General features: G+C 64.5%; 14 protein-coding genes. 5 read left to right on the top strand and 9 right to left on the bottom strand.

From position 1 onward, the window contains the following. Positions 1–240 precede the first annotated feature (240 nt). The 4 genes from AC3CD9_RS13860 to AC3CD9_RS13875 all read right to left on the bottom strand — a co-directional run bounded on the left by AC3CD9_RS13860 (position 241) and on the right by AC3CD9_RS13875 (position 5,965). Positions 241–2,040: a dipeptide ABC transporter ATP-binding protein gene (locus AC3CD9_RS13860; RefSeq protein ID WP_488364470.1), complete on the bottom strand. Its 1,800-nt coding sequence runs from the start codon at positions 2,038–2,040 to the stop codon at positions 241–243. Beyond that, positions 2,037–3,098, bottom strand: a complete 1,062-nt coding sequence (locus AC3CD9_RS13865) for an ABC transporter permease (protein WP_488364471.1) — start codon at positions 3,096–3,098, stop codon at positions 2,037–2,039. Before AC3CD9_RS13865 ends, AC3CD9_RS13860 begins: the two co-directional genes overlap by 4 nt. Beyond that, complete coding sequence (locus AC3CD9_RS13870) at positions 3,098–4,189, bottom strand: ABC transporter permease (protein ID WP_139469086.1); 1,092 nt, start codon at positions 4,187–4,189, stop codon at positions 3,098–3,100. The genes AC3CD9_RS13865 and AC3CD9_RS13870 overlap by 1 nt, the downstream gene beginning before the upstream one ends. A 141-nt stretch (positions 4,190–4,330) precedes the next feature. After that, the gene (locus AC3CD9_RS13875; RefSeq protein ID WP_488364472.1) at positions 4,331–5,965 is read right to left on the bottom strand and encodes an ABC transporter substrate-binding protein; all 1,635 of its coding nucleotides are present in this window, start codon (positions 5,963–5,965) and stop codon (positions 4,331–4,333) included. Between the two features lie 474 nt (positions 5,966–6,439). Here AC3CD9_RS13875 and AC3CD9_RS13880 point away from each other — a divergent pair, with 474 nt between their 5' ends. Then, positions 6,440–7,978, top strand: a complete 1,539-nt coding sequence (locus AC3CD9_RS13880; protein ID WP_488364473.1) for an alanine/glycine:cation symporter family protein — start codon at positions 6,440–6,442, stop codon at positions 7,976–7,978. Positions 7,979–8,457: 479 nt separating this feature from the next. Here the strand turns inward: AC3CD9_RS13880 and fbaA are convergent, their stop codons facing one another. Further along, positions 8,458–9,483, bottom strand: a complete 1,026-nt coding sequence (gene fbaA / locus AC3CD9_RS13885) for a class II fructose-bisphosphate aldolase (RefSeq protein ID WP_488364474.1) — start codon at positions 9,481–9,483, stop codon at positions 8,458–8,460. 327 nt (positions 9,484–9,810) lie between these two features. Beyond that, complete coding sequence (locus tag AC3CD9_RS13890) at positions 9,811–11,724, bottom strand: BCCT family transporter (RefSeq protein WP_488364475.1); 1,914 nt, start codon at positions 11,722–11,724, stop codon at positions 9,811–9,813. A 234-nt stretch (positions 11,725–11,958) separates the two neighbouring features. Here AC3CD9_RS13890 and AC3CD9_RS13895 point away from each other — a divergent pair, with 234 nt between their 5' ends. Continuing rightward, complete coding sequence (locus tag AC3CD9_RS13895) at positions 11,959–13,293, top strand: MFS transporter (RefSeq protein WP_488364476.1); 1,335 nt, start codon at positions 11,959–11,961, stop codon at positions 13,291–13,293. Between the two features lie 36 nt (positions 13,294–13,329). Here AC3CD9_RS13895 and AC3CD9_RS13900 read toward each other — a convergent pair whose 3' ends face one another. Together AC3CD9_RS13900 and AC3CD9_RS13905 are read right to left on the bottom strand one after the other, a co-directional pair. After that, the gene (locus tag AC3CD9_RS13900) at positions 13,330–13,818 is read right to left on the bottom strand and encodes an SRPBCC family protein (protein WP_488364477.1); all 489 of its coding nucleotides are present in this window, start codon (positions 13,816–13,818) and stop codon (positions 13,330–13,332) included. A gap of 31 nt (positions 13,819–13,849) precedes the next feature. Then, positions 13,850–14,191 carry an ArsR/SmtB family transcription factor gene (locus tag AC3CD9_RS13905; protein WP_039212082.1) on the bottom strand — a complete coding sequence of 114 codons (342 nt, stop codon included), beginning with the start codon at positions 14,189–14,191 and terminating at the stop codon, positions 13,850–13,852. A gap of 101 nt (positions 14,192–14,292) precedes the next feature. Here AC3CD9_RS13905 and AC3CD9_RS13910 point away from each other — a divergent pair, with 101 nt between their 5' ends. From AC3CD9_RS13910 to AC3CD9_RS13920, 3 genes are read left to right on the top strand one after another with little or no spacing between them, the layout of a single operon-like run. Beyond that, positions 14,293–14,937: a TetR/AcrR family transcriptional regulator gene (locus tag AC3CD9_RS13910; RefSeq protein WP_488364478.1), complete on the top strand. Its 645-nt coding sequence runs from the start codon at positions 14,293–14,295 to the stop codon at positions 14,935–14,937. Beyond that, positions 14,934–15,872, top strand: a complete 939-nt coding sequence (locus tag AC3CD9_RS13915) for an ABC transporter ATP-binding protein (protein WP_488364479.1) — start codon at positions 14,934–14,936, stop codon at positions 15,870–15,872. The genes AC3CD9_RS13910 and AC3CD9_RS13915 overlap by 4 nt, the downstream gene beginning before the upstream one ends. Then, positions 15,869–17,605: an ABC transporter permease gene (locus tag AC3CD9_RS13920; RefSeq protein WP_488364480.1), complete on the top strand. Its 1,737-nt coding sequence runs from the start codon at positions 15,869–15,871 to the stop codon at positions 17,603–17,605. The genes AC3CD9_RS13915 and AC3CD9_RS13920 overlap by 4 nt, the downstream gene beginning before the upstream one ends. Here AC3CD9_RS13920 and AC3CD9_RS13925 read toward each other — a convergent pair. Next, on the bottom strand, positions 17,595–19,886 hold the full coding sequence (locus AC3CD9_RS13925; RefSeq protein ID WP_488364481.1) for a helix-turn-helix transcriptional regulator: 2,292 nt from the start codon (positions 19,884–19,886) through the stop codon (positions 17,595–17,597). The two genes, AC3CD9_RS13920 and AC3CD9_RS13925, sit on opposite strands and share 11 nt — an antisense overlap. Positions 19,887–20,093 lie beyond the last annotated feature (207 nt).

Consider the following 20,093-nt stretch of genomic DNA (forward strand, 5'->3'; position numbering starts at 1 on the left):
GAGATAGTCACGTCGAAACACTACTGTGATGAGTCACGTTCGGTCAGGAACGGACAACCTTCTGATCAAGTTATCGATGTGGGCCGAGCCGGTGCCGACCGCCCACCAATCATCAGACAGATCCCGACGAGGACATCGTTCGAGTCAGTAGCAATAAGAGTCATGATGATCGATGGGACGGTCAGTTCCTACTCTGCCAGCCAGTCCCAGACCAGCCACCATCAATACTCACAGTAGCAATTAGGGGCGGAGGGTTCTTGCCAGCTCGCGGCGCTTCGCCTGCTCCTTCGGGTCCGGGACCGGCAACGAGGCGATGAGGCGCTTCGTGTAGTCCTCCTGCGGCGCACCGAGCACCTGCTCACCCGTGCCCTCTTCGAGCAGCTCGCCGTGGAAGAGCACCCCGATACGGTCGGAGAGCATATCGACGACGGCGAGATCGTGACTGATGAACAGGGCCGCGAAGTCGAAGCGGTTCTGCAGCTCGACGAAGAGCTCGAGCACCTTCGCCTGCACGGACACATCGAGCGCCGAGGTCGGCTCATCGGCGATGAGCAGCTCCGGATCGAGCGCCAGTCCTCGCGCCAGGGAGGCCCTCTGCCGCTGACCGCCGGAGAGTTCGTGCGGATACCGCGCCGCATAAGCCTTCGGCAGCTGCACGGAATCGAGGAGTTCGAGCACTCGCTGCGACCGGTCGTTCGCACTCATCTCCCGACGGTGGATCGCGAACGGTTCGGCGATGCACTCCCCGATCGACAGATGCGGATTGAACGAGGCCGCCGGGTCCTGGAACACGAACCCGATCCGTCGCCGGATCTTCGAGAACTCACGCTCCTTGAACCCGACCATCTCGTGCCCGAGAACGGAGAGGCTGCCGCCGCTGGCCCTGGTCAGGCCCGCGATCGCACGCCCGATCGTCGTCTTACCCGACCCCGACTCGCCGACGAGCCCGTAGACCTCGCCGGCCTTGATGTCGAAGCTGACTTTCTTCACCGCGTGGAAGTCCGACTTGCCGATCCCGCCCGGATAGACGATGTCGAGCTCGCGCGCGGTCACGATCGATTCGCGTGCGTCCCCGTTCTTCGCCGAGGCGACTCCCTCCTTCGCCGAGGCAGCCCCGTCCGAGGTCTCCCCTGCCGATGCGACCCCGTCCGAGGTCTCCCCCGTCAAGTCAGTGCGCGCTGAGGCGGCGGCCGCCTTGCGGCTGCCGGCCACGGTCGACCCGATCCGCGGCACCGCGGCGAGGAGTTCGCGCGTGTACTGCTCCTGCGGATCGTTGAAGAGCTGCTCGACGGTCGAGACTTCGACGAGGTCGCCGCGCAGCATCACGGCCACTCGATCGGCGAGGTCGGCGACGACGCCCATATTGTGGGTGATGAGAACGATGGCCGTGCCCGTCTCGTCACGCAGCTCGCGCAGCAGGTCGAGGATCTCCGCCTGCACGGTGACGTCGAGTGCGGTGGTCGGCTCGTCGGCGACGATGAGCTTCGCCCCGAGAGCGAGGGCCATGGCGATGACGATGCGCTGCTTCTGCCCGCCCGAGAACTGGTGCGGGTAGTAGTCGAAACGGCTTTCGGCATCGGGGATCCCGACTTGCCGCATGGCCTTGACGACGCGCGCCTTGAGGTCGGCCTTGCTCGCCTTCCTATCGTGCGCGCGCAGACCTTCGGCGATCTGCCACCCGACCGTGAAGACGGGGTTGAGCGCCGTCGACGGCTCCTGGAAGACCATCGCCACATCCCGGCCGCGCATGGCACGCAGCTCATCGGCGGAGACGCTGAGCACGTTCGCACCTGAGATGACGATGGCCCCGGTTCGCTGCGCCGTCTCGGGCAGCAGACCGAGGATGGACCGGGCTGTCACGGTCTTGCCGGACCCCGACTCCCCCACGATCGCCAGCACCTCACCGGGCGAGACGCTCAGCGACACGTCCTTGACGGCGTGGACGTCCCCGCCATCGGTGGAGAAGGTGACGTCGAGGCTGTCGACATCGAGGATGCTGCCCGTCGCCGAGGCGGTCCGCTCGTGTTTCTGCTTGCTCATGCCGTGACCTCCGCGGGCTTGACGTTCTTGACCTTGGCTTTGCGCCGCACGCGCAGACGCGGGTCGTTGAGGTCGTTCATCGACTCACCGACCAGGGTGATTCCCAGCACCGTGAGCACGATGGCCAGGCCCGGGAACACCGCCGTCCACCACACGCCGGAGGTGACGTCCGGCAGTGCCTTGTTGAGGTCGTATCCCCATTCCGACGCCGAGGTGGGTTCGATTCCGAAGCCCAGGAACCCGAGTCCGGCCAAGGTCAGGATCGCCTCGGAGGAGTTGAGTGTGAAGATCAGCGGCAGGGTCCGCGTGGCATTGCGGAAGATGTGCTTGGAGATGATCCGCGTCTTCGAGGCGCCGAGGACGATCGCCGATTCGACGAACGGTTCGGCCTTCAGCCGCAGGGTCTCGGCACGGACGACGCGGAAGTACTGCGGGATGAAGACGACCGTGATCGAGAACGCGGCCGCGGCGATGCCGCCCCATGCGCTCGACTGACCGCCGGAGATCGCGATCGACATGACCAGCGCCAGCAGCAGGGTCGGGAAGGCGTAGACGGCATCGGCGATGACGACGAGGATGCGGTCGAGCCAGCCGCCGATGTAGCCGGAGACGAGACCGAGGATGACACCGGCGAAGATCGACATGACCACGGCCACGACGATGACGGCCACTGCGGTCTGGGCGCCCCAGACGACACGGGAGAAGACATCGTAGCCGCCGACGGTCGTGCCCCAGATGTGGGTGCCGCCGGGTGGCAGCTTCGACCCGAAGTTCCCCTCGGACGTGCCCAGCTGGTTGAAGCCGTACGGGGCGATGAGCGGTGCGAAGATCGCGCAGATGAGCACGATCCCGCACAGCACCAGTCCGGTGATGAGCATTCCGCGCTGCAGCCCCACGGACTGGCGCAGATGCGAGATGATCGGCAGCCGAGAGAACCAGGATCTCTTGGCCCGGTCGTCGAACGCCACTGCCGGCACTCCGGAGCCGGGAGCTTCCTCGGCGAAGGTCTGGGCCTCGTCAGCCGGGCCCTGGTTCTGCGGGTAGTCTGGAGTGGACATCAGTACCTCACTCTCGGGTCGATGAACGCGGCGATGACGTCGACGAGGAAGTTCGTGACCGCGACGATGACGGCGAGGAACACGACGATTCCCTGCACTGCCACGAAGTCACGGGCGGTCAGGTACTCGGCGAGTTTGAAGCCGAGCCCCTTCCACTCGAACGTCGTCTCGGTGAGTACGGCGCCGGCGAGCATGAGCGCGATCTGCATACCCATGACCGTGATGATCGGGATCAGCGCAGGACGGTACGCGTGCTTGGTGACCAGGCGGTATTCGGAGATTCCGCGGGATCGGCCGGAGTCGACGTACTGCTGCTCGAGCGTGCCGATGAGGTTCGTGCGCACGAGCCGGAGGAACACTCCGGCGGTGAGCACGCCGAGCGCGATCGCCGGCAGCACCGCATGGGCGAGCACATCGCCGAGGACCGAGAAGTTGCCGATGCGCAGTGCGTCGATGAGGTAGAACCTCGTCGGGCCGACGACACCGGACATGATGTATTCGGTCTCTGTGGTGCCGCGGCCGGCGACGGGCAGGATCGGCAGGAAGACACCGAAGACGAGCTTGAGGATCATGCCCGCGAAGAACACCGGCGTCGCATAACCGAGGATCGCGAGCACACGCAGTGCCGCGTCCGGGGCCTTGTCGCGGTGGTAGGCGGCGAGCATGCCCAGCGGGATGCCGAGGATGAACGCGACGATGAGCGCGTAGAAGACCAGTTCGACGGTCGCTGCTCCGTAGTTGAGCAGGATCGACGAGACCGGCTGCCCGTCGGAGACCGCGGTGCCGAAGTCGCCCTTGAGCAGATTGCCCAGGTATTCGAAGTACTGGACGAGGATGGGCCGGTCGTAGCCGGCGGCGTGGACGCGCTCGGCCAGTTGGGCCTTCGTCAGGCGTCCGCCCAGCGCTGCGGTGATCGGGTCACCGGTGATGCGCATGAGGAAGAACACCAGAGTGGTGAGGATGAAGATGGTGGGAATGATGAGCAGGAAGCGGATGAGGACATAACGTCCCAGACCGCCTCCCGAGGGCTTCTTGACCGCGACCGAAGTCTCGGCGGCCTCAGCCCCTGGTTCGCTGATGGCAGCAGACATGTGTTCCTTATGGGATGTGTTTCGATGCGCCAGCGGCAAGGGACAGCTCGGCGAGGGTCACTGCAGGTGTACGGACCTCGCCGCGGACGCGCCACGAGGTGCAGGCGGCCTGATCGGCTCACCTGCACCTCGTGTGGGTGATCACTTGCTCAGCAGTGCCAGACGGAACTGGAATGCAGGGTCGAGGGTGTCGTCGACGCCCTTGACGTCCTTGCCGGACACGGCGATCTGGTTGCCCTGCAGCAGCGGCAGGGTCGGCAGTTCGTCGGCCAGCTGACCCTGGATCTTCTTCAGAGCCTCTTCGCGCTTGCCCTCATCGGCGATCGAGGACTGGGCGTTGAGTTCCTTGTTCATCGCCTCGTCGCGGTAGTGGTTGGCGAGGAACGACGGGGTCTCATCCGTGTCGTAGAAGAACGGCACGAGATAGTTGTCGGCATCCGAGTAGTCCGGGAACCAACCCAGCTGATACATCGGATAGACGTCATCGGTGCGGTCTTTCGAGTACTGCACCCACTCGGTCGACTGCAGCTTGACCTTGAACAGCCCGGTCTTGTCCAGCTGGTCCTTGACCAGGGCGTATTCATCGCCCGAGGAGGGACCGTAGTGGTCAGGGTTGTACTGGAGCTTGAGCTCGACCGGGGTCTTGACTCCGGCGTCCTTGAGCGCCTTCTTCGCCTTCTCGACATCGGCGCCGCCCTTGCCGTCGCCGTATTCGGACTTCAGCGGTTCATCGGAGCCGGGAAGCCCGTCGGGCACATGCGAATACAGCGGAGTGAAGGTGTCCTTGTAGACCTGGCTGGCGATCGCCTGACGGTCGACGGAGTCGGCCATGGCCTGACGGACGGCGAGCGCCTTCTTCTCGTCGGCGTCATCGGTCTTCGCACCGAAGGGCATCGTGTCGTAGTTGAACACGATATAGCGGATCTCGCCGCCGGGTCCCTTGTGGACCTTGAGGTCCTCGTTCTTGCCGAGGTCCTCGACGTCGGTGGCCGAGAGCGAACGCCACGCGACGTCGATGGTGTTCTCCTGGACGTCGAGCTTCATGTTGTTCGCGTCCGAGTAGTACTTCATCTGCACGGTCTCGGTCTTCGCCGGCTCGATGAAGCCCTTGTAGTCCGGGTTCGCCTTGTAGGTGATCAGCTCGTTGAACTTGAAGCCGTCGATCGTGTACGGGCCGGCGAAGGCCTTGCCGTCGACGATCTCCTGGTCCTTCGTGACCTTGTCGGCCGAGAACACGTCTTCATCGACGATCGGTCCGGCGGCGCTGGCGAGGACTCCGGGCCAGGTCTGGTCGTTCTTGCGCTTGAGGTTGAAGACGACGGTCTTCTCATCCGGGGTCTCCACGGACTTCAGACCACCGAGCAGCGAAGAGGGCCCGTTGGGATCCTGGATCTTCAGCTGACGATCGAAGGAGAACTTCACGTCCGAGGAGGTCAGTTCGTTGCCGTTGGCGTACTTGAGTCCGTCCTTGAGCTTGACCTCGTACTTCGTCGGCTCGGTGAAGTCAGCGGACTCGGCTATCGAAGGGTTGAGCTCGGCCGTACCCGGCTTGTAGGCGAGGATGTACGGGTAGATCTGCTGTTCGACGAGCGAGCTTCCGTTGTCGTACGCAGCAGCCGGGTCGAGAGCCACGACCTTGTCCGTGGTTCCGACCGTGAGCATTCCGCCTTTGTCGTCCCCGCCGCCGCCTCCGGTCGTCGAGGTCGAGCAGGCGGAGAGGAGCAGAGCGCCGGCCGCAGCGATGGCCACGGCCTTTGCGCCAGTTCGTCGTTTCATGGTGTTCCTGTCTTTCACAAGTGCTCTTCGTGTCTTCTTTGCTCGAAGAGATCCGCACCACATCTTACGGTTCCCGTCCCAAATAGTGAACTGACGCACATGAAGTGATCCAGTTCGCAACGACTTCGCAACAATTCGCCGAGGCGGCCCTGACGACACAGCGAAACATCCCTTGCCGCAATGGCTGAGATCCCTTCCGGCATCGCCCCTCATCTCGCCCGCCCCTGCCGCGAACCGTTCCCCGACTCACCGAATCCCACGGCTCCGACGCCGACAGCGCGACGGGGAGCCGCCTCGGCGAATGCGATTTGCGTCACCGATGACAATCGGCTTGACTTATGAGGTGCATCACAGAGAACGCTAGGGAAACTCTCGTGAAACCGGCCGGTCCCCCGCCGGCCGGTGCTCTGGCACAGACGCTTGTTAAGCAACACCGTGTCGGCGATCCCGGCTCGGAAGAACGAATGGAGAAGCGTGTCCGCTTTCATCGACTGGCTCAACGGGGTTGTGTGGTCTTCCGCCCTCGTCTACCTGTGCCTCGGCGCAGGTGTCTATTTCACGATCCGCTCGCGCGCGGTTCAGATCCGTCAGATTCCTGCCATCTTCACGCAGATGTTCAAGGGCAAGAGCTCCAATGAGGGAGTCTCGTCCTTCCAGGCTCTGGCGATCTCTCTGGCAGGTCGCGTGGGCGTCGGCAATATCGCCGGCGTCGCCACCGCCATCGGCTTCGGCGGCCCCGGTGCCGTCGTCTGGATGTGGATCTCGGCCCTCCTCGGCGCCTCGACGTCCTACGTCGAATCCACCCTGGGACAGATCTTCAAGGAACAGGATCCCCGCACCGGTGAGTACCGCGGCGGCCCGGCCTTCTACCTCGAGAAGGCCTACCGCCACACCAAGGCCCGCGGCCTGTTCAAGGTCTACGGCATGGTCTTCGCGGCAGTGACCGTCATCGCCATGTCCTTCATGCTGCCGGGCATCCAGTCCAATGCGATCTCCGGCGCCGTCGAGAACGCCTGGAGCGTTCCCACCTGGGGCACCGCAATCGCGCTCGTCATCATCATGGGCTTCATCGTCGTCGGCGGAATCAAGCGCATCGCGCACTTCGCTTCGCTGGCCGTGCCGTTCATGGCCGTCATCTACATCGTTGCGGCCATCGCCGTGACCATCATCAACGCCGACCAGATCGTTCCGGTCTTCCAGCTGATGTTCACCTCGGCCTTCGGCATCGACGCCGGACCGGAAGCGGCCTTCGGCGGAATCATCGGCATGGCGGTCCAGTGGGGCGTCCAGCGCGGCATCTACTCGAACGAGGCAGGACAGGGAACCGGACCGCACGCAGCCTCGGCTGCCGAGGTCTCACACCCCTCGAAGCAGGGACTCGTGCAGGCCGGCTCGGTCTACATCGACACCCTGTTCGTGTGCTCGGCGACCGCGTTCATGATCCTCTCGACCGGCATGTACAAGGTCTTCGACGCCGACGAGACGACGATCATCGGCACCGGCCGCGGACAGATGGCCGAGGAGATCGCCGCAACTCCGGGCGAGAAGTGGCCCCAGGCGGGACTCGACTCGATGATCCACGGCTTCGGTGCCAGCTTCATCGCGATCTCGATCTTCCTCTTCGCCCTGACCACGATCGTCGCTTACTACTACATGGCCGAGACGAACCTCGTGTACCTGCTGGGCAAGGCCAAGAACACCCTGGTGCTCGCCATCGGCAAGCGCGTGCTGCAGCTGCTCATCCTCATCGCCGTCGCCGTGGGTGCAATGTCGACGGCAGGCAGCGCCTGGGCACTCGGTGACATCGGCGTGGGCCTCATGGCCTGGCTGAACATCATCGGCATCCTCATCCTGCAGCAGCCGGCGTTCAAGCTCCTGCGCGACTTCGAACGCCAGACCAAGCACGGCCTGGATCCGGTGTTCGAGCCCGAGAAGATCGGCGTGCGCAATGCCGACTTCTGGGATCAGCGCGTGGCGCGGCTCAAGGCCGGCGAGGCGGTGCCGGAAGGCTGATGCCCCCTACGATCGGACTGCCGGCCGTACGGCAAGCAGCCCGATCGGCAGGCAGGCAGGCAGGCAGGTCGTTCGGCTGATGCATCGTCCGCCGAACCGAGAGACGATACGAGGCCCGGGACAATGGCGTCCCGGGCCTCGTGCCATTCACAGTGGAATCTCGCCGAGAAACGGGCTGAGTGTCGAGACACGGGTGTGCGCGTGCGTTTCTCGACACTCAGCCCGTTTCTCGACGGTTCAGCATGCGCAGCACCCCCACAAAGCGGCCGCCGCCCTGAATCGGGCGACGGCCGCTGTCGGTTCGCGAGGCAGACTCTGCCGCCCTCCGGCTCACCAGCCGAGCCGGCCGAGCTAGCTGAGCCGACTGCACTGGCCGAGCTAGCTGAGCCGGCCGAGCTAGCTGAGCCGACTGCACTGGCCGAGCTAGCCGCGCTGGCTAAGCCGACCGTGCTGGCCCAGCCGGCTGAGCCGGCTGAGCCTCACTTGTTCAGGCTGGTGCCTGCCGAGCCGAGGTTCTGGCAGGCTTCGACGATACGCTCGGCCATGCCCTTCTCTGCGGCCTTGCCGTAGGAGCGCGGGTCATAGAGCTTCTTGTCGCCGACCTCGCCGTCGATCTTGAGCACTCCGTCGTAGTTGCGGAACATGTGCTCGACGACGGGGCGGGTGAAGGCGTACTGGGTGTCCGTGTCGATATTCATCTTCACGACTCCGTGGCGGACCGCCTCGGCGATCTCTTCAGCACTCGAGCCCGAACCGCCGTGGAAGACGAGGTCGAAGGGAGCCTTCTTGCCGACCTCGGCACCGACCTTCTCCTGGATCTCACCGAGGAGTTCGGGACGCAGCTTCACATTGCCGGGCTTGTACACGCCGTGGACGTTTCCGAAGGTCAGCGCCGTGAGGTAGCGGCCCTTCTCGCCAGTGCCCAGCGCTCGCGCGGTGGCCAGCCCGTCCTCGACGGTGGTGTAGAGCTTGTCGTTGATCTCGTTCTCGACGCCGTCCTCTTCGCCGCCGACGACGCCGACCTCGATCTCGAGGATCGAGTGCGCTGCCGTCGAGAGCTCGAGCAGCTCCTCGGCGAGGGTGAGGTTCTCGTCGAGCGGAACGGCGGAACCGTCCCACATGTGCGACTGGAAGTAGGGCTCACCGCCGTTCTTCACGCGCTCGGTCGACGCGGCCAGCAGGGGCTTGACCCAGGCTTCGACGGCGTCCTTCGGTGCATGGTCGGTGTGCAGCGCGATGTTGACGTCGTAGCTTTTGGCCACCTCGGCAGCGAAGACGGAGAACGCGATGGCACCCCGCACGCGGTCCTTGACCGTCGGGCCGGACATGTATTCGGCACCGCCCGTGGAGATCTGCACAATGCCGTCGGATCCGGCCTCGGCGAAACCGCGGATGGCGGCGTTGATCGTCTGCGAGGAGGTGCAGTTGATCGCGGGGTAGGCGAAGCCCTGGGTCTTCGCGCGGTCGATCATTTCGGCATACACTTCGGGGCTGGCGATGGGCATACATGCTCCTTGGTCGGGGTCGGCCGTTTCTGCTGCCACCAGCCTACTCGTTCCGTCCCGCCCATGGCAGGAGGTCCCAACGCCGGCTTCACCGAGGATGCTCTCCCTGGCATCGCCCATGGAGAAGTCCCGGAACGCAATTTCGGATCCTGTCGCCGAGGATGCTCTCCCCTGGCATCGGCCGTGAATGACGGAACCGCCCGACCGGATGGTCGAGCGGTTCCGTCGGAGGTGGGACGCCACGGTGAGGGACCCTGCCCCGTGTGGAGGGCAGTCAGCGCTGCTCGGCCGTGCCCCATCGGTGAGGGACCCCTCCTGATGTGGAAGTCAGGACTCGGTGTCCGGAGGCGTCTCCGACTCTCTGGACGGAACCTCGCGGACGCCGCGCTTCTCAGTGCGTCCGGCCGACTTCGCACGCTGTTTGCCGAGCAGACCCTGCGAACTCTTGAGGCGGTAGTCGATGCGTTCGTCGACCTTCTCGCCCAGGTATTCGTCGAAGTCGTCAGCAAGGTGTTCACCGACCTGGCGGAACCTCGCGGCCCGTTCGATTGCGGCGGTCCGTTTGGCCTCCATACTGAAGGCCTTGATCGTGGACACACAGATGAGCAGCAGCACGATCGAGAACGGCAGCGCCGTCATCAGCGAGCCTGCCTGCAGGGCTTCGAGTCCGCCGGCCATGAGCAGCGCGATGGCGATCGCGCCCTCCAACAGCGCCCAGAGCACACGCGACCAGATCGGCGGGTTCGGGTGACCACCCGAGGCGAGCATGTCGACGACGAGCGAGCCAGAATCCGAGGACGTGATGAAGAAGATCGCCACGAGGATGATCGCGAGGACCGAGAGGATCGAGCCCAGCGGAAGGGAGCCGAGAACGTCGAAGAGGACGCGCTCGGCGACGACTCCCTCATCCGGATCGATGAGGTCCCCGGAGCCGAAGATCTGCTTGTGGATGCCGGTTCCGCCGAGGACGGAGAACCAGAAGAATCCGACGATCGAAGGGACCAGCAGAACACCGGCGATGAACTCGCGGACGGTGCGGCCGCGCGAGATGCGGGCGATGAAGACACCGACGAAGGGCGCCCAGGAGATCCACCAGCCCCAGTAGAACAGGGTCCAGGTCGAGTTCCATTCGGCACCTTCCTTGCCGGAGTAGGCACCGATGTCGAAGGTCATGTTGAGCACGTTCGCCAGCCAGACGCCGAGCGATTCGACGAAGTTCTGGAACAGGAAGAGCGTCGGACCGAACACGAGAACCGTGACGAGCAGGACGCCTGCCATCGTGAGATTGATGTTCGACAGCCACTTGATTCCAGCGCCCACTCCCGAGACCACCGAGGCGGTGGCCAGGAAGGTGATAATGACGATGAGGATGATGAGGAACGTGTCGTCGTACTCGCCGACGAGACCGATATGCTTCAGACCCGCGGAGATCTGCTGGACGCCGAGGCCCAACGAAGTGGCGATGCCGAAGACAGTACCGAAGATCGCGATGACGTCGATGAGGTCACCGGCCCAGCCCTTGACCTTGTTGCCGAGGAGCGGTTCGAGCGCCCAGCGGATCGACAGGGGACGGCCGCGGCGGTGGATGGCGTAGGCCAACGCCATGCCGAGCACGGCGTAGAGCGCCCAGGGGTGCAGGCCCCAGTGGACGAAGGTCTGCGCCATGCCCATCTGCGCGTTCTCGACCTCGCCGCCGGGCCAGCCGGGTTTCGGTCCGGTGGTCGCGTAGGTCAGCGGTTCGGCCACACCGTAGAAGACGAGGCCGATGCCCATGCCGGCGGCGAAGAGCATGGCGAACCAGGACAGGACGCCGAATTCCGGTTCGTCATCGTCCTTGCCGAGTTTGATCTTGCCGAACTTCGAGAAGCCGACGACGATCGCGAAGGCGACGAAGAGTCCGACGACGAGCATGTAGTACCAGCCGAGCTGGGTGACGATCCAGTTCTGGATGCTCGAGATGACATTGCCGGTGCCCTCGGGCAGCGCCACGGAGAACACGACGATGGCAACGATGATGACCAGTGCCGGCCAGAAGACACGCGGGGCGATCATGCCCTTGCCGATGCGCACACCCTGGCGACGCAGCTTCTGGGTGATCGCGTCGTCCGAATCGGATTCGCCGATGTGGAGTTTCTCTGGCAGATGCAGTTCGACGGGGTCGGGGTCACCGACGAGCAGCTCTTCTTCAGGACCCGGACCCAACCTCGTTCCCGACTGGGAATTCGTGTCGGAGTCGCTCATTTCGCCCTCCTGATCGAATGATTTGATTACCGCTTCACTCTGCCGGATTCCCCAGAGTCCTTCAAGACAACTTTCAGCCAGCATCCTCGCAGCGGGGGTGATATCCCTGGTCACCTCGGGAATGAACTGTGCACTGCATCAGCAAACACAGCTTGTCAGAATTGGGACCTGAGCCAGAGAATCCGACCAAGCCACGGACCTCGTTTCGGCCGCGGCATTCAGTACAGTGGCCTCATGGCCTCGACGCTGACTCCGCCCGGTTCGGGCACCGGTTCGGGCAATCGCCTGCGCATCTTCAATTGGGCTCTGTGGGACTGGGGCTCGGCGTCCTTCAACGCCGTGATCATCACCTTCGTCTTCGCCCCGTATCTGACAAAGTCCGTCGCCGCCACCGAGGAGGCCGGATCCTCGGCATTGGGCTGGTCGATGGCTGCGGCCGGCTTCGTCATCGCCGTCGTCGCCCCGGCCGCCGGCACCCGGGCCGATGTCGGGGGCCGGCATCGCCTGTGGCTGGGCGTGCACACCGCAATCGTCGTGCTCACGATGTTCGGCCTGTTCTTCGTCCGCGACTCCCCCGACTACCTGTGGCTGGGTCTTCTGCTCTTGGCCGTCGGCAGCGTCTTCTTCGAATTCGCCGAGGTGTCCTACAACGGCATCATGGTCCGCATCACCACACCTGACAACGTCGGCAAGGTCTCCGGATTCGGCTGGGGAATGGGCTACGTCGGAGGGCTGGTCCTCCTCGTCATCCTCCTCGTCCTCGTCATCCAACCCGAGGTCGGATTCCTCGGCGCCAGCGACGAGGAGGGCCTGCGGTTCCGCATCGTCGCGGTCCTCTCCGCCGTGTGGTTTGCGATCTTCGCGATCCCCGCTCTGTTCTCGGCACCAGGGGCGAAGGTCAAGGGCACTTCGGGCGGACACCCGATCAGGGCATTCATCGCCGACTACGCCGCACTCGCACGCCGTCTGATCCGGATGTGGTCGACCGAGCATCAGACGCTGCGGTTCTTCATTGCCTCGGCGGTCTTCCGGGACGGCCTGGCCGCGATCTTCTCCTTCGCGGGCGTCCTCGCCGCCGGCAGCTACGGGTTCTCCGCCTCCCAGATCATCATCCTCGGCGTGGCCGCGAACGTCGCCGCCGGCGCCGGGGCGATGATCGCAGGGTGGTTCGATGATCGGCTCGGACCGAAACCCGTCATCATCGCCGGGCTCATCGTCATCATCCTCGGCGGGCTGCCGATTCTCTTCAGCGCCGAGGCGGCCGTGTTCTGGGCCTGTGCCCTGATACTCAGCTTCTGCGTCGGTCCGGTCCAGGCTTCGAGCCGGTCGTTCCTGGCCCGCATCACTCCGCCGGAATCGGCAGGGGAGAACTTCGGGCTCTATGCCACGACGGGACGGGCCGTGAGCTTCCTGGGCCCGGCGATGTTCGCCTTGGCGATCCAGATCTTCGGCTTCCAGCGCGCCGGGACGTTGGGCATTCTCATTGTCCTGGCAGTCGGCCTGGCGCTCATCATTCCCGTCCGACCCGACGCCCCGGCGCACTCCATGCAGGCCCGAGAGGAAAACTGAAGTACTGCGGAGAGGCAGGGCGCTGGCCGCACCAGCTCACTGCCGGGCGAGCAGACCGTCGATCTGGTTGATCGCTCCGGTCGAGCCTTCGATGACACCCATCTCCAGCACGGTGCGCAGTCCCTCGGCCGAGTCGAAGACCGATTCGTAGGTGGCACGAGTCCCGGTCTCGGTCGTTTCGAAGCGGTAGATGCAGCTGCTTCCGGGCATCGATTCGACGACGGTGAAGTCCTCATCGGCGAAGTAGTCGCGGAACTCCAGGCGCGTGGGACGGTCGACGGCGGTCAGTTCCCACAGTCCGCAGAATTTCTCGCCCTCCGGACTCGTCATGAAGTATTTGACTCTGCCGCCGGGCTCGAGCGAATGGTCGACGACCGTGGCCGGATACGTCGGCGGACCCCAGATCTGCTCGAGCTGGCGGGGATCGGCATAAACTTCCCACACCCGTTCGCGCGGCGCCGCGAACTCGGCGACGATCGTCAGCGTCAGTGTCTCTTCGTCATGAAATGTATCGATGACCGGCATGGCTGCTCCTTAAGCATTGCGGTGGTTTGCCTCACGACCCGGCCTGTTCGTCCCCGGCCAGAAGGTCGTCGATTCTCTGCACTCGTTCGACCCACTGGTCTTCGAGTTCGGCGAGCATGCTCCTGATGGTGCGAAGCGGACCCACCTCTGCGTGAGCGATCTGCCGCTTGCCGACTCGGCGCTTCGTCACCAGTCCTGCACGTTCGAGAACTGCGACGTGCTTCTGCACTGCGGCGAAGCTCATGTCGTAGTCGGCGGCCAGATCGGACACCGAAAGCCCTTCCCCTGCGACTCGGCGCACGATATCGCGCCGGGTGCGGTCGGCCAATGCCTGGAACAGCGCATCCGCCTCGTCATCGAGAAGTCCTTTCATGCGATCAATCATACAACCGAATGGTTGTATGTAAATAGGTGCAGGCAATGATTTTCGCGACCCGTTGACATTCGACATTGAACACGCGTTTAATATTAAACATGCGTTCAACGAATCCCGACTCCAACTCGCGCCGCTCTCCCAACACCTCACCGGAGACGGCGCAGAGGATCCTCTCGGCCGCCGTCGCCGAGTTCGCCCGCCACGGGTTCACGAAGACGACTGTCCGCGGCATCGCCGCGGCCGCCGAGGTTTCCCCCGGCCTGGTCATCCACCATTTCGGTTCCAAGGACGGGCTGCGCAGCGCATGTGATGAACACGTGTTCGAGCGAATCGCTGAGTCGAAGGCGGCGAACGCCGGCTACGCCACCATGGCAGTGCAGATGATGTTCGACGACCCCGAGATGTCCACCGCTGTGGACTACCTCGTCAAGTCCCTGCTCGACCCCAGCGAGCATGGCCAGCGCTACTTCGACCACTACGTCGACCTCGTCGAGTCCTATATCACCGAAGGATTCGCCGGCTACACCTTTCGACAGAGCGAGGATTCCCGTGGACAGGCGGCGACCATCGCGGTCATGGCCCTGGCCCCCTCCCTGCTCGAGCACCGCCTGCATTCGGTCCTCGGCACCGATGACACCACGTCGATGATGACCAGACTCGCCCCGCATCTGCTCGACCTCTACCTGCACGGTGCCCTCGAGTCCGTCCCCGACAATTCTCAACCAGGAGATGAGGAACCATGAGCACATTGACCCGCACCCGTCGCACCGACGACGGCCGCGCATCCGCCTCGGCGGCGATCTCGATGCGGGACGTCGTGAAATCATACGGACGCGTCCGCGCCCTCGACGGTCTCGACCTCGAGGTCGCCCGCGGCGAGGTGCACGGCTTCCTCGGCCCCAACGGCGCCGGCAAGTCGACGACGATCCGGATTCTGCTCGGAATCCTGCGACACAACTCGGGTACGGTGCGCCTCCTCGGCCAGGATCCCTGGTCGAAGGCGGTGCCCCTGCACCGCCGCCTGGCCTACGTCCCCGGCGATGTGGAGCTGTGGCCGGGGCTGACCGGCGGTGAGGCGATCGACCTGTTCGCCCGGTTGCGCGGAGGCGTGGACAGACGTCGTCGCGATGAGCTCATCGAACGCTTCGACCTCGACCCGCGGAAGAAAGGCCGGACCTATTCGAAGGGCAACCGGCAGAAGGTCGCACTCATCTCAGCTCTGGCGTCGGATGTCGAACTGCTGCTCCTCGACGAGCCGACGGCCGGACTCGACCCGCTTATGGAAGCGGTGTTCCAGGACTGCATCCGACAGGCGAAGGACGCCGGTCGCACGGTGCTGCTCTCCAGCCACATCCTCGCGCAGGTCGAGGCCCTGGCCGATCGGGTGTCGATCATCCGTTCCGGTCGCATCGTCGAGACGGGGACCCTGTCCGAGCTGCGGCACCTGTCGCGGACGACGATCACCGTCGGACTCGAAAACGATGTGCCCGCCCTGTCCGAGATGACCGGGGTCCACGACCTCGTCCGCGAAGGTTCGCGACTGCATTTCAGCGCCGATACTGCGCAGCTACCCCGTATCATGCGGGCGCTCGGCGAACACGATGTCGAATCGCTCACCGCGACCCCGCCGACCCTCGAGCAGCTGCTGCTGCGTCACTACGGCAAGGAGGAGTCATGAATCTGCTGGCCGCATACACGGACGACGGGGATCGCACTGTCCACGGAGGTCCCGGGAACTCACCGCGAACCGGGCATCATCATGGTGCACATGAACGTGTTCGGCGTGGCCGCCTCGGCGAGGGAAACCTGGCAGGGTTGGGGCATCTGCTGAGGTTCATGCTGCGGCGGGACCGCCTGTGGCTGCCGATCTGGGTGCTTGCTCTCTCTGCACTCACCGCGTACTTCGCGAATGCGATCGCCGTGGTCATGGATTCGGATTCGCTGCAGGCGATGACGGCGTTCGCGAAGAATCCGGTGATGGCGCTCATCACAGGGCCGGGTTACGGGCTCGACCAGGTGACGATCCCGCGGTTCATCGTCGGCATGTACGGGGTGTTCCTCATGATCGGGGCGGCTCTGATGTCGATCCTCACCATCTCCCGCCACACGCGCGCCGAGGAGCAGTCGGGGCGGGCCGAACTCGTTCGCGCCGGCGTCACCGGTCGGCACACTCAGCTCATCGCTGCCCTTGTGCTCACGATGTTCATGAATCTCATGCTCAGCGCGGGCATGGCGGCGGCGTTCGGGTTCTCTCAGGCCGAACCGGATTCGTGGTCGGCGACGGTGCTGTTCACGGTCGGAATCGGCGCGGTGGGCTGTGTCTTCGCTGCCGTCACCGCGATCACTGTGCAGCTGAGCGCGTTTGCCAGGGCCGCCTCGTCGATGGCCGGAGCGGTGCTCGCACTCAGCTTCGTCCTCCGCGGGATCGGCGATATGTCGCACGTGTCCGGGGGTGGACTCGATTGGCTGTCGTGGCTCTCGCCCTTGGGGTGGGCGCAGCAGACGGCACCGTTCACACTCGACCGCTGGTGGCCGCTGCTGTACTCGGCCGGATTGTTCACGGTCCTCGTCGTCGTGGCCGTCGTCTTTCAGTCACGTCGTGACCTGGGAGCCGGGATCGTCGCCGAACGGTTAGGCCGGTCGCAGGCGGGACCGCTGCTGTCGACGCCACTGGGTCTGGCGCTGCGCCTGCAGGCATCGAGCCTGATCTGGTGGTCGATGAGCATGCTGGTCATGGGTGTGGTGTTCGGATCGTTCACCGGGCCCATGGACGAAGGGGCGGCGGGGATGCCGCCGGAGATCCTGTCGATCATGGGCGGACGGTCCGGAATCGTCGACGGCTACCTCGGATACATGGCCCTGTACTTCGCGATCATCGTCGCCGCATATGCGGTCATCGCTGCTGGTGGGCTGCGGTCGGAGGAGTCCTCCTTCCACACGGAGCCGGTGCTCGCGACAGCGGTCTCCCGCGGCGGGTGGTTGGTTTCCTGGGCAGTGGTGACTCTGGTCGGGGCCGGTTGGCTGATGGGCATGGCCGGCCTCGGTGAAGGGGTGGGAGCGGCGATGTCGATGGACGATTGGTCCCTGCTGTGGCCGACCCTGCTCGGGCATCTCGCGCAGACGCCGTCGATCTGGGCGCTGCTCGGATTCGCCTACCTGCTCTACGGCCTCGCCCCGCGGCTGATGAGCCTGAGCTGGATCGTCTTCGGCGCCTCGGCGGTGCTCGCGCTCTTCGGCGGGCTGATGCAGCTCGACGATGCGGTCCTCGATTTGTCCCTGTTCACCCATATCGGCCAATATCCGGCCCAGGATCTCTCCGCCGAGGCGGTGTTGTGGTTGGTCGGCATTACTGTGGTCCTCGTCGGGGCCGGGATGGTCGGGTTCCGAAGGCGGGACCTGGTTACGGCGTGAGGTACCCCAAGGACCGGGCGCGGCTGAGGACGTCCGCCCGGTTCGACACTCCGAATTTGCGGTAGAGAGCGGAGAGACGGTTCTTCACGGTTCCGGTGACCTGCTGCAGTTCGCCGGCGATCTCAGCCACGGACAGGCCACGTGCCAGCAGGTCGATGAGTTGGGCTTCGCCGACGTTGAGCTGCGGCGCTTCTGCCAGGTCCACGGAGACCGAGCCGATATGGCGCAGCCGCTCCATCAGCTGCGCCGGTGAAGCGAAGGTCACGGAGAACTCATTCGCAGCTTCCGCCCATACGGGCGAGTCAGCCGTGAGGTCGACGAGTCGACTGCGATCGGTCAGCGGCAATAGTGCAAGCGGCAGAAGCGAGCCCACCCAGGTCGAAAGACTCACAGCCATCGTGAAATCAGTCTGCGCTGCAGCCTCGTCCCCAGTGCGCAGTTTGGCTGCTGCTCTGATGGCGGCGAGTTCTGCGCGGCTGCGCGGACTGAGCGAACGGTGATAGAACCAGGTGTCGGCGCACGCGATCGCATCGTCGTTGCGCCCGGCCACGAGCTTTGAGCGGACGTCGAGGACGATGCGCGCATCACACGCCGGCGAGAGCCTCTCTCGGTCGAGCTCGGCCCACCGCAGCTGGCCGAGTGCGATGAAGGCCATGCTGCGTCCGAACGCAAGCAGATCCTTCTCGGCTGCGGATAGGACTCCGGAATCGCGATACCGCTCGGCATCATCGTTGACGAAGAGCAACCCTGATTCGGACTTTGCGGACAGCACTGCCAAGGTCCGAGCGATGAGAGGCAGATAGACCCACAGCGTTCGCAGCTCGGGATATGCGGACAACGCATCGAATTCCGTCTGAGCGCGTTGCAGGTCGAGACGGTCGAGGGCCCGCAGCGCCGCGGCGATACGCAGCGGCGGAGTGACGAGCTCGTCGATGATGACGCTCGGCCGTGTCGCTGAACGACCTGCGACAGAGCCGGTTCCGGCACCGACTCGGCTGAGCTCGGACGACTCTGTTGCCAACGCGAGATGGATATCGGCTCGTTCACAGTCGCCGCTGACGGCCGAGATGAGAGCCGTCCACGCGATGATTGCCGGCAGCAGGAAGTCGCCGTCGATGTGACCGGCCCGAGCGGGCCCCTCGATCTCATTGAGCAGGGACAGTGCCCGGCGAGACTTGGCTGCATGGTGGAGTGCGATCGCAGTGAGGAGTCGGACGACGGAACGCCCACGCACACTGGGCATCTTCGCCGCGGCACGGATGCCCAATTCTGCGGCATCACCGTGTCGGCCGGAATCGGCGAGACCGATCAGCTGACGAACGGTGTCGATGACATCCACCGGCAATCCGTCCAGCAGGACTTCTCCGCTCTCATCTTCTCCCGGTGCCGAGTCGCCGAGGATCGGCGGCAGTCGTGGCCTCAGCAGTCCCGGGCCGGTATGCCTGATCGCGGCGGCACGGATGCGTGTCGGATCGGCGGCAGCAGAATCGGCGTCGATGTCCTCGGCGAGTGTTCCGAAGAATTCGAGTCCGGGCCAGTTCGCACGAGTCTTGGGCGGCAGAAGACGAAACGCGGTGCAGGCGGTCCGCGGAGTGAGCAGGAACATCGGTATGCCCACTGCCTCGGTCACTCGCAGGAGCTGGGGCCAATAGCCGCCGTGTCGGGCCAAGAGCAGCACGTCGCTGAGGAGTTCGGGCTCGACGGTGCCTGCCGATTCCATATGTTCGATGAGCACCTCGAGAAGTGAGGCAACCACAGGCCCCGCATCGGGTGTGGTGGTGAGGTCATATCGCAGCTTGGCCGCGATGAGGGTTGGAACTCGCAGCAGCGATCCCCGCACCGAATCCTCAACGCGAGTGAGTATCCCGCTGGAGTGGAGTCGGTTCAGGACTCCTTCAGGATCGTTGACCCCAATACCGCCGAGGAGGTCATCAGCCACCGCGGTCAGCGCCCGCACGGCGGTCATCTCGGACACAGCGCTGAGCTGAGCGAGCACCGAGGCTGCTGCAGTGTCACCAGGACCCAGCTCTAGGGACAGCCGTGGACACAGCTCGACGACCCAATCGGCAAAGGAAACGGATTCGGGGACCACCGTGACCCCTGCGGTGGCTGCGGCACGGAGGACCGCCTCGGCGAAGTGAGCACGACCGGCGCATTCCGTCCACAGCAGGTGGCAGAGCTCGGTGTCGACCGGGCCCACGCCTGAGGATTCGAGTTCGACGATGAAATCTCCCAGACTGAGGCGAGGATCTTGCGCTTTCCCTTCAGCATTCGAGCTCATGGTCGCCCATCCTTCATCTCGGCGGATCACACCCGCGTCACGCTCATCGACGTACACGTGAGCTCCCCTCTTACGTCCAGCCGTCATCAAGTGGACAACCAGCACGCAGCTTGCTGACCTGTCCGGACTCTCAATGTGCCTGTCATCCGTCGGCAAATGTCGACCAACTGGAGCGATATGCGGTCATCCGCCAATGGAGTGCGGATG

The sequence above is a fragment of the Brevibacterium sp. MGP-B1 genome (assembly GCF_057766545.1).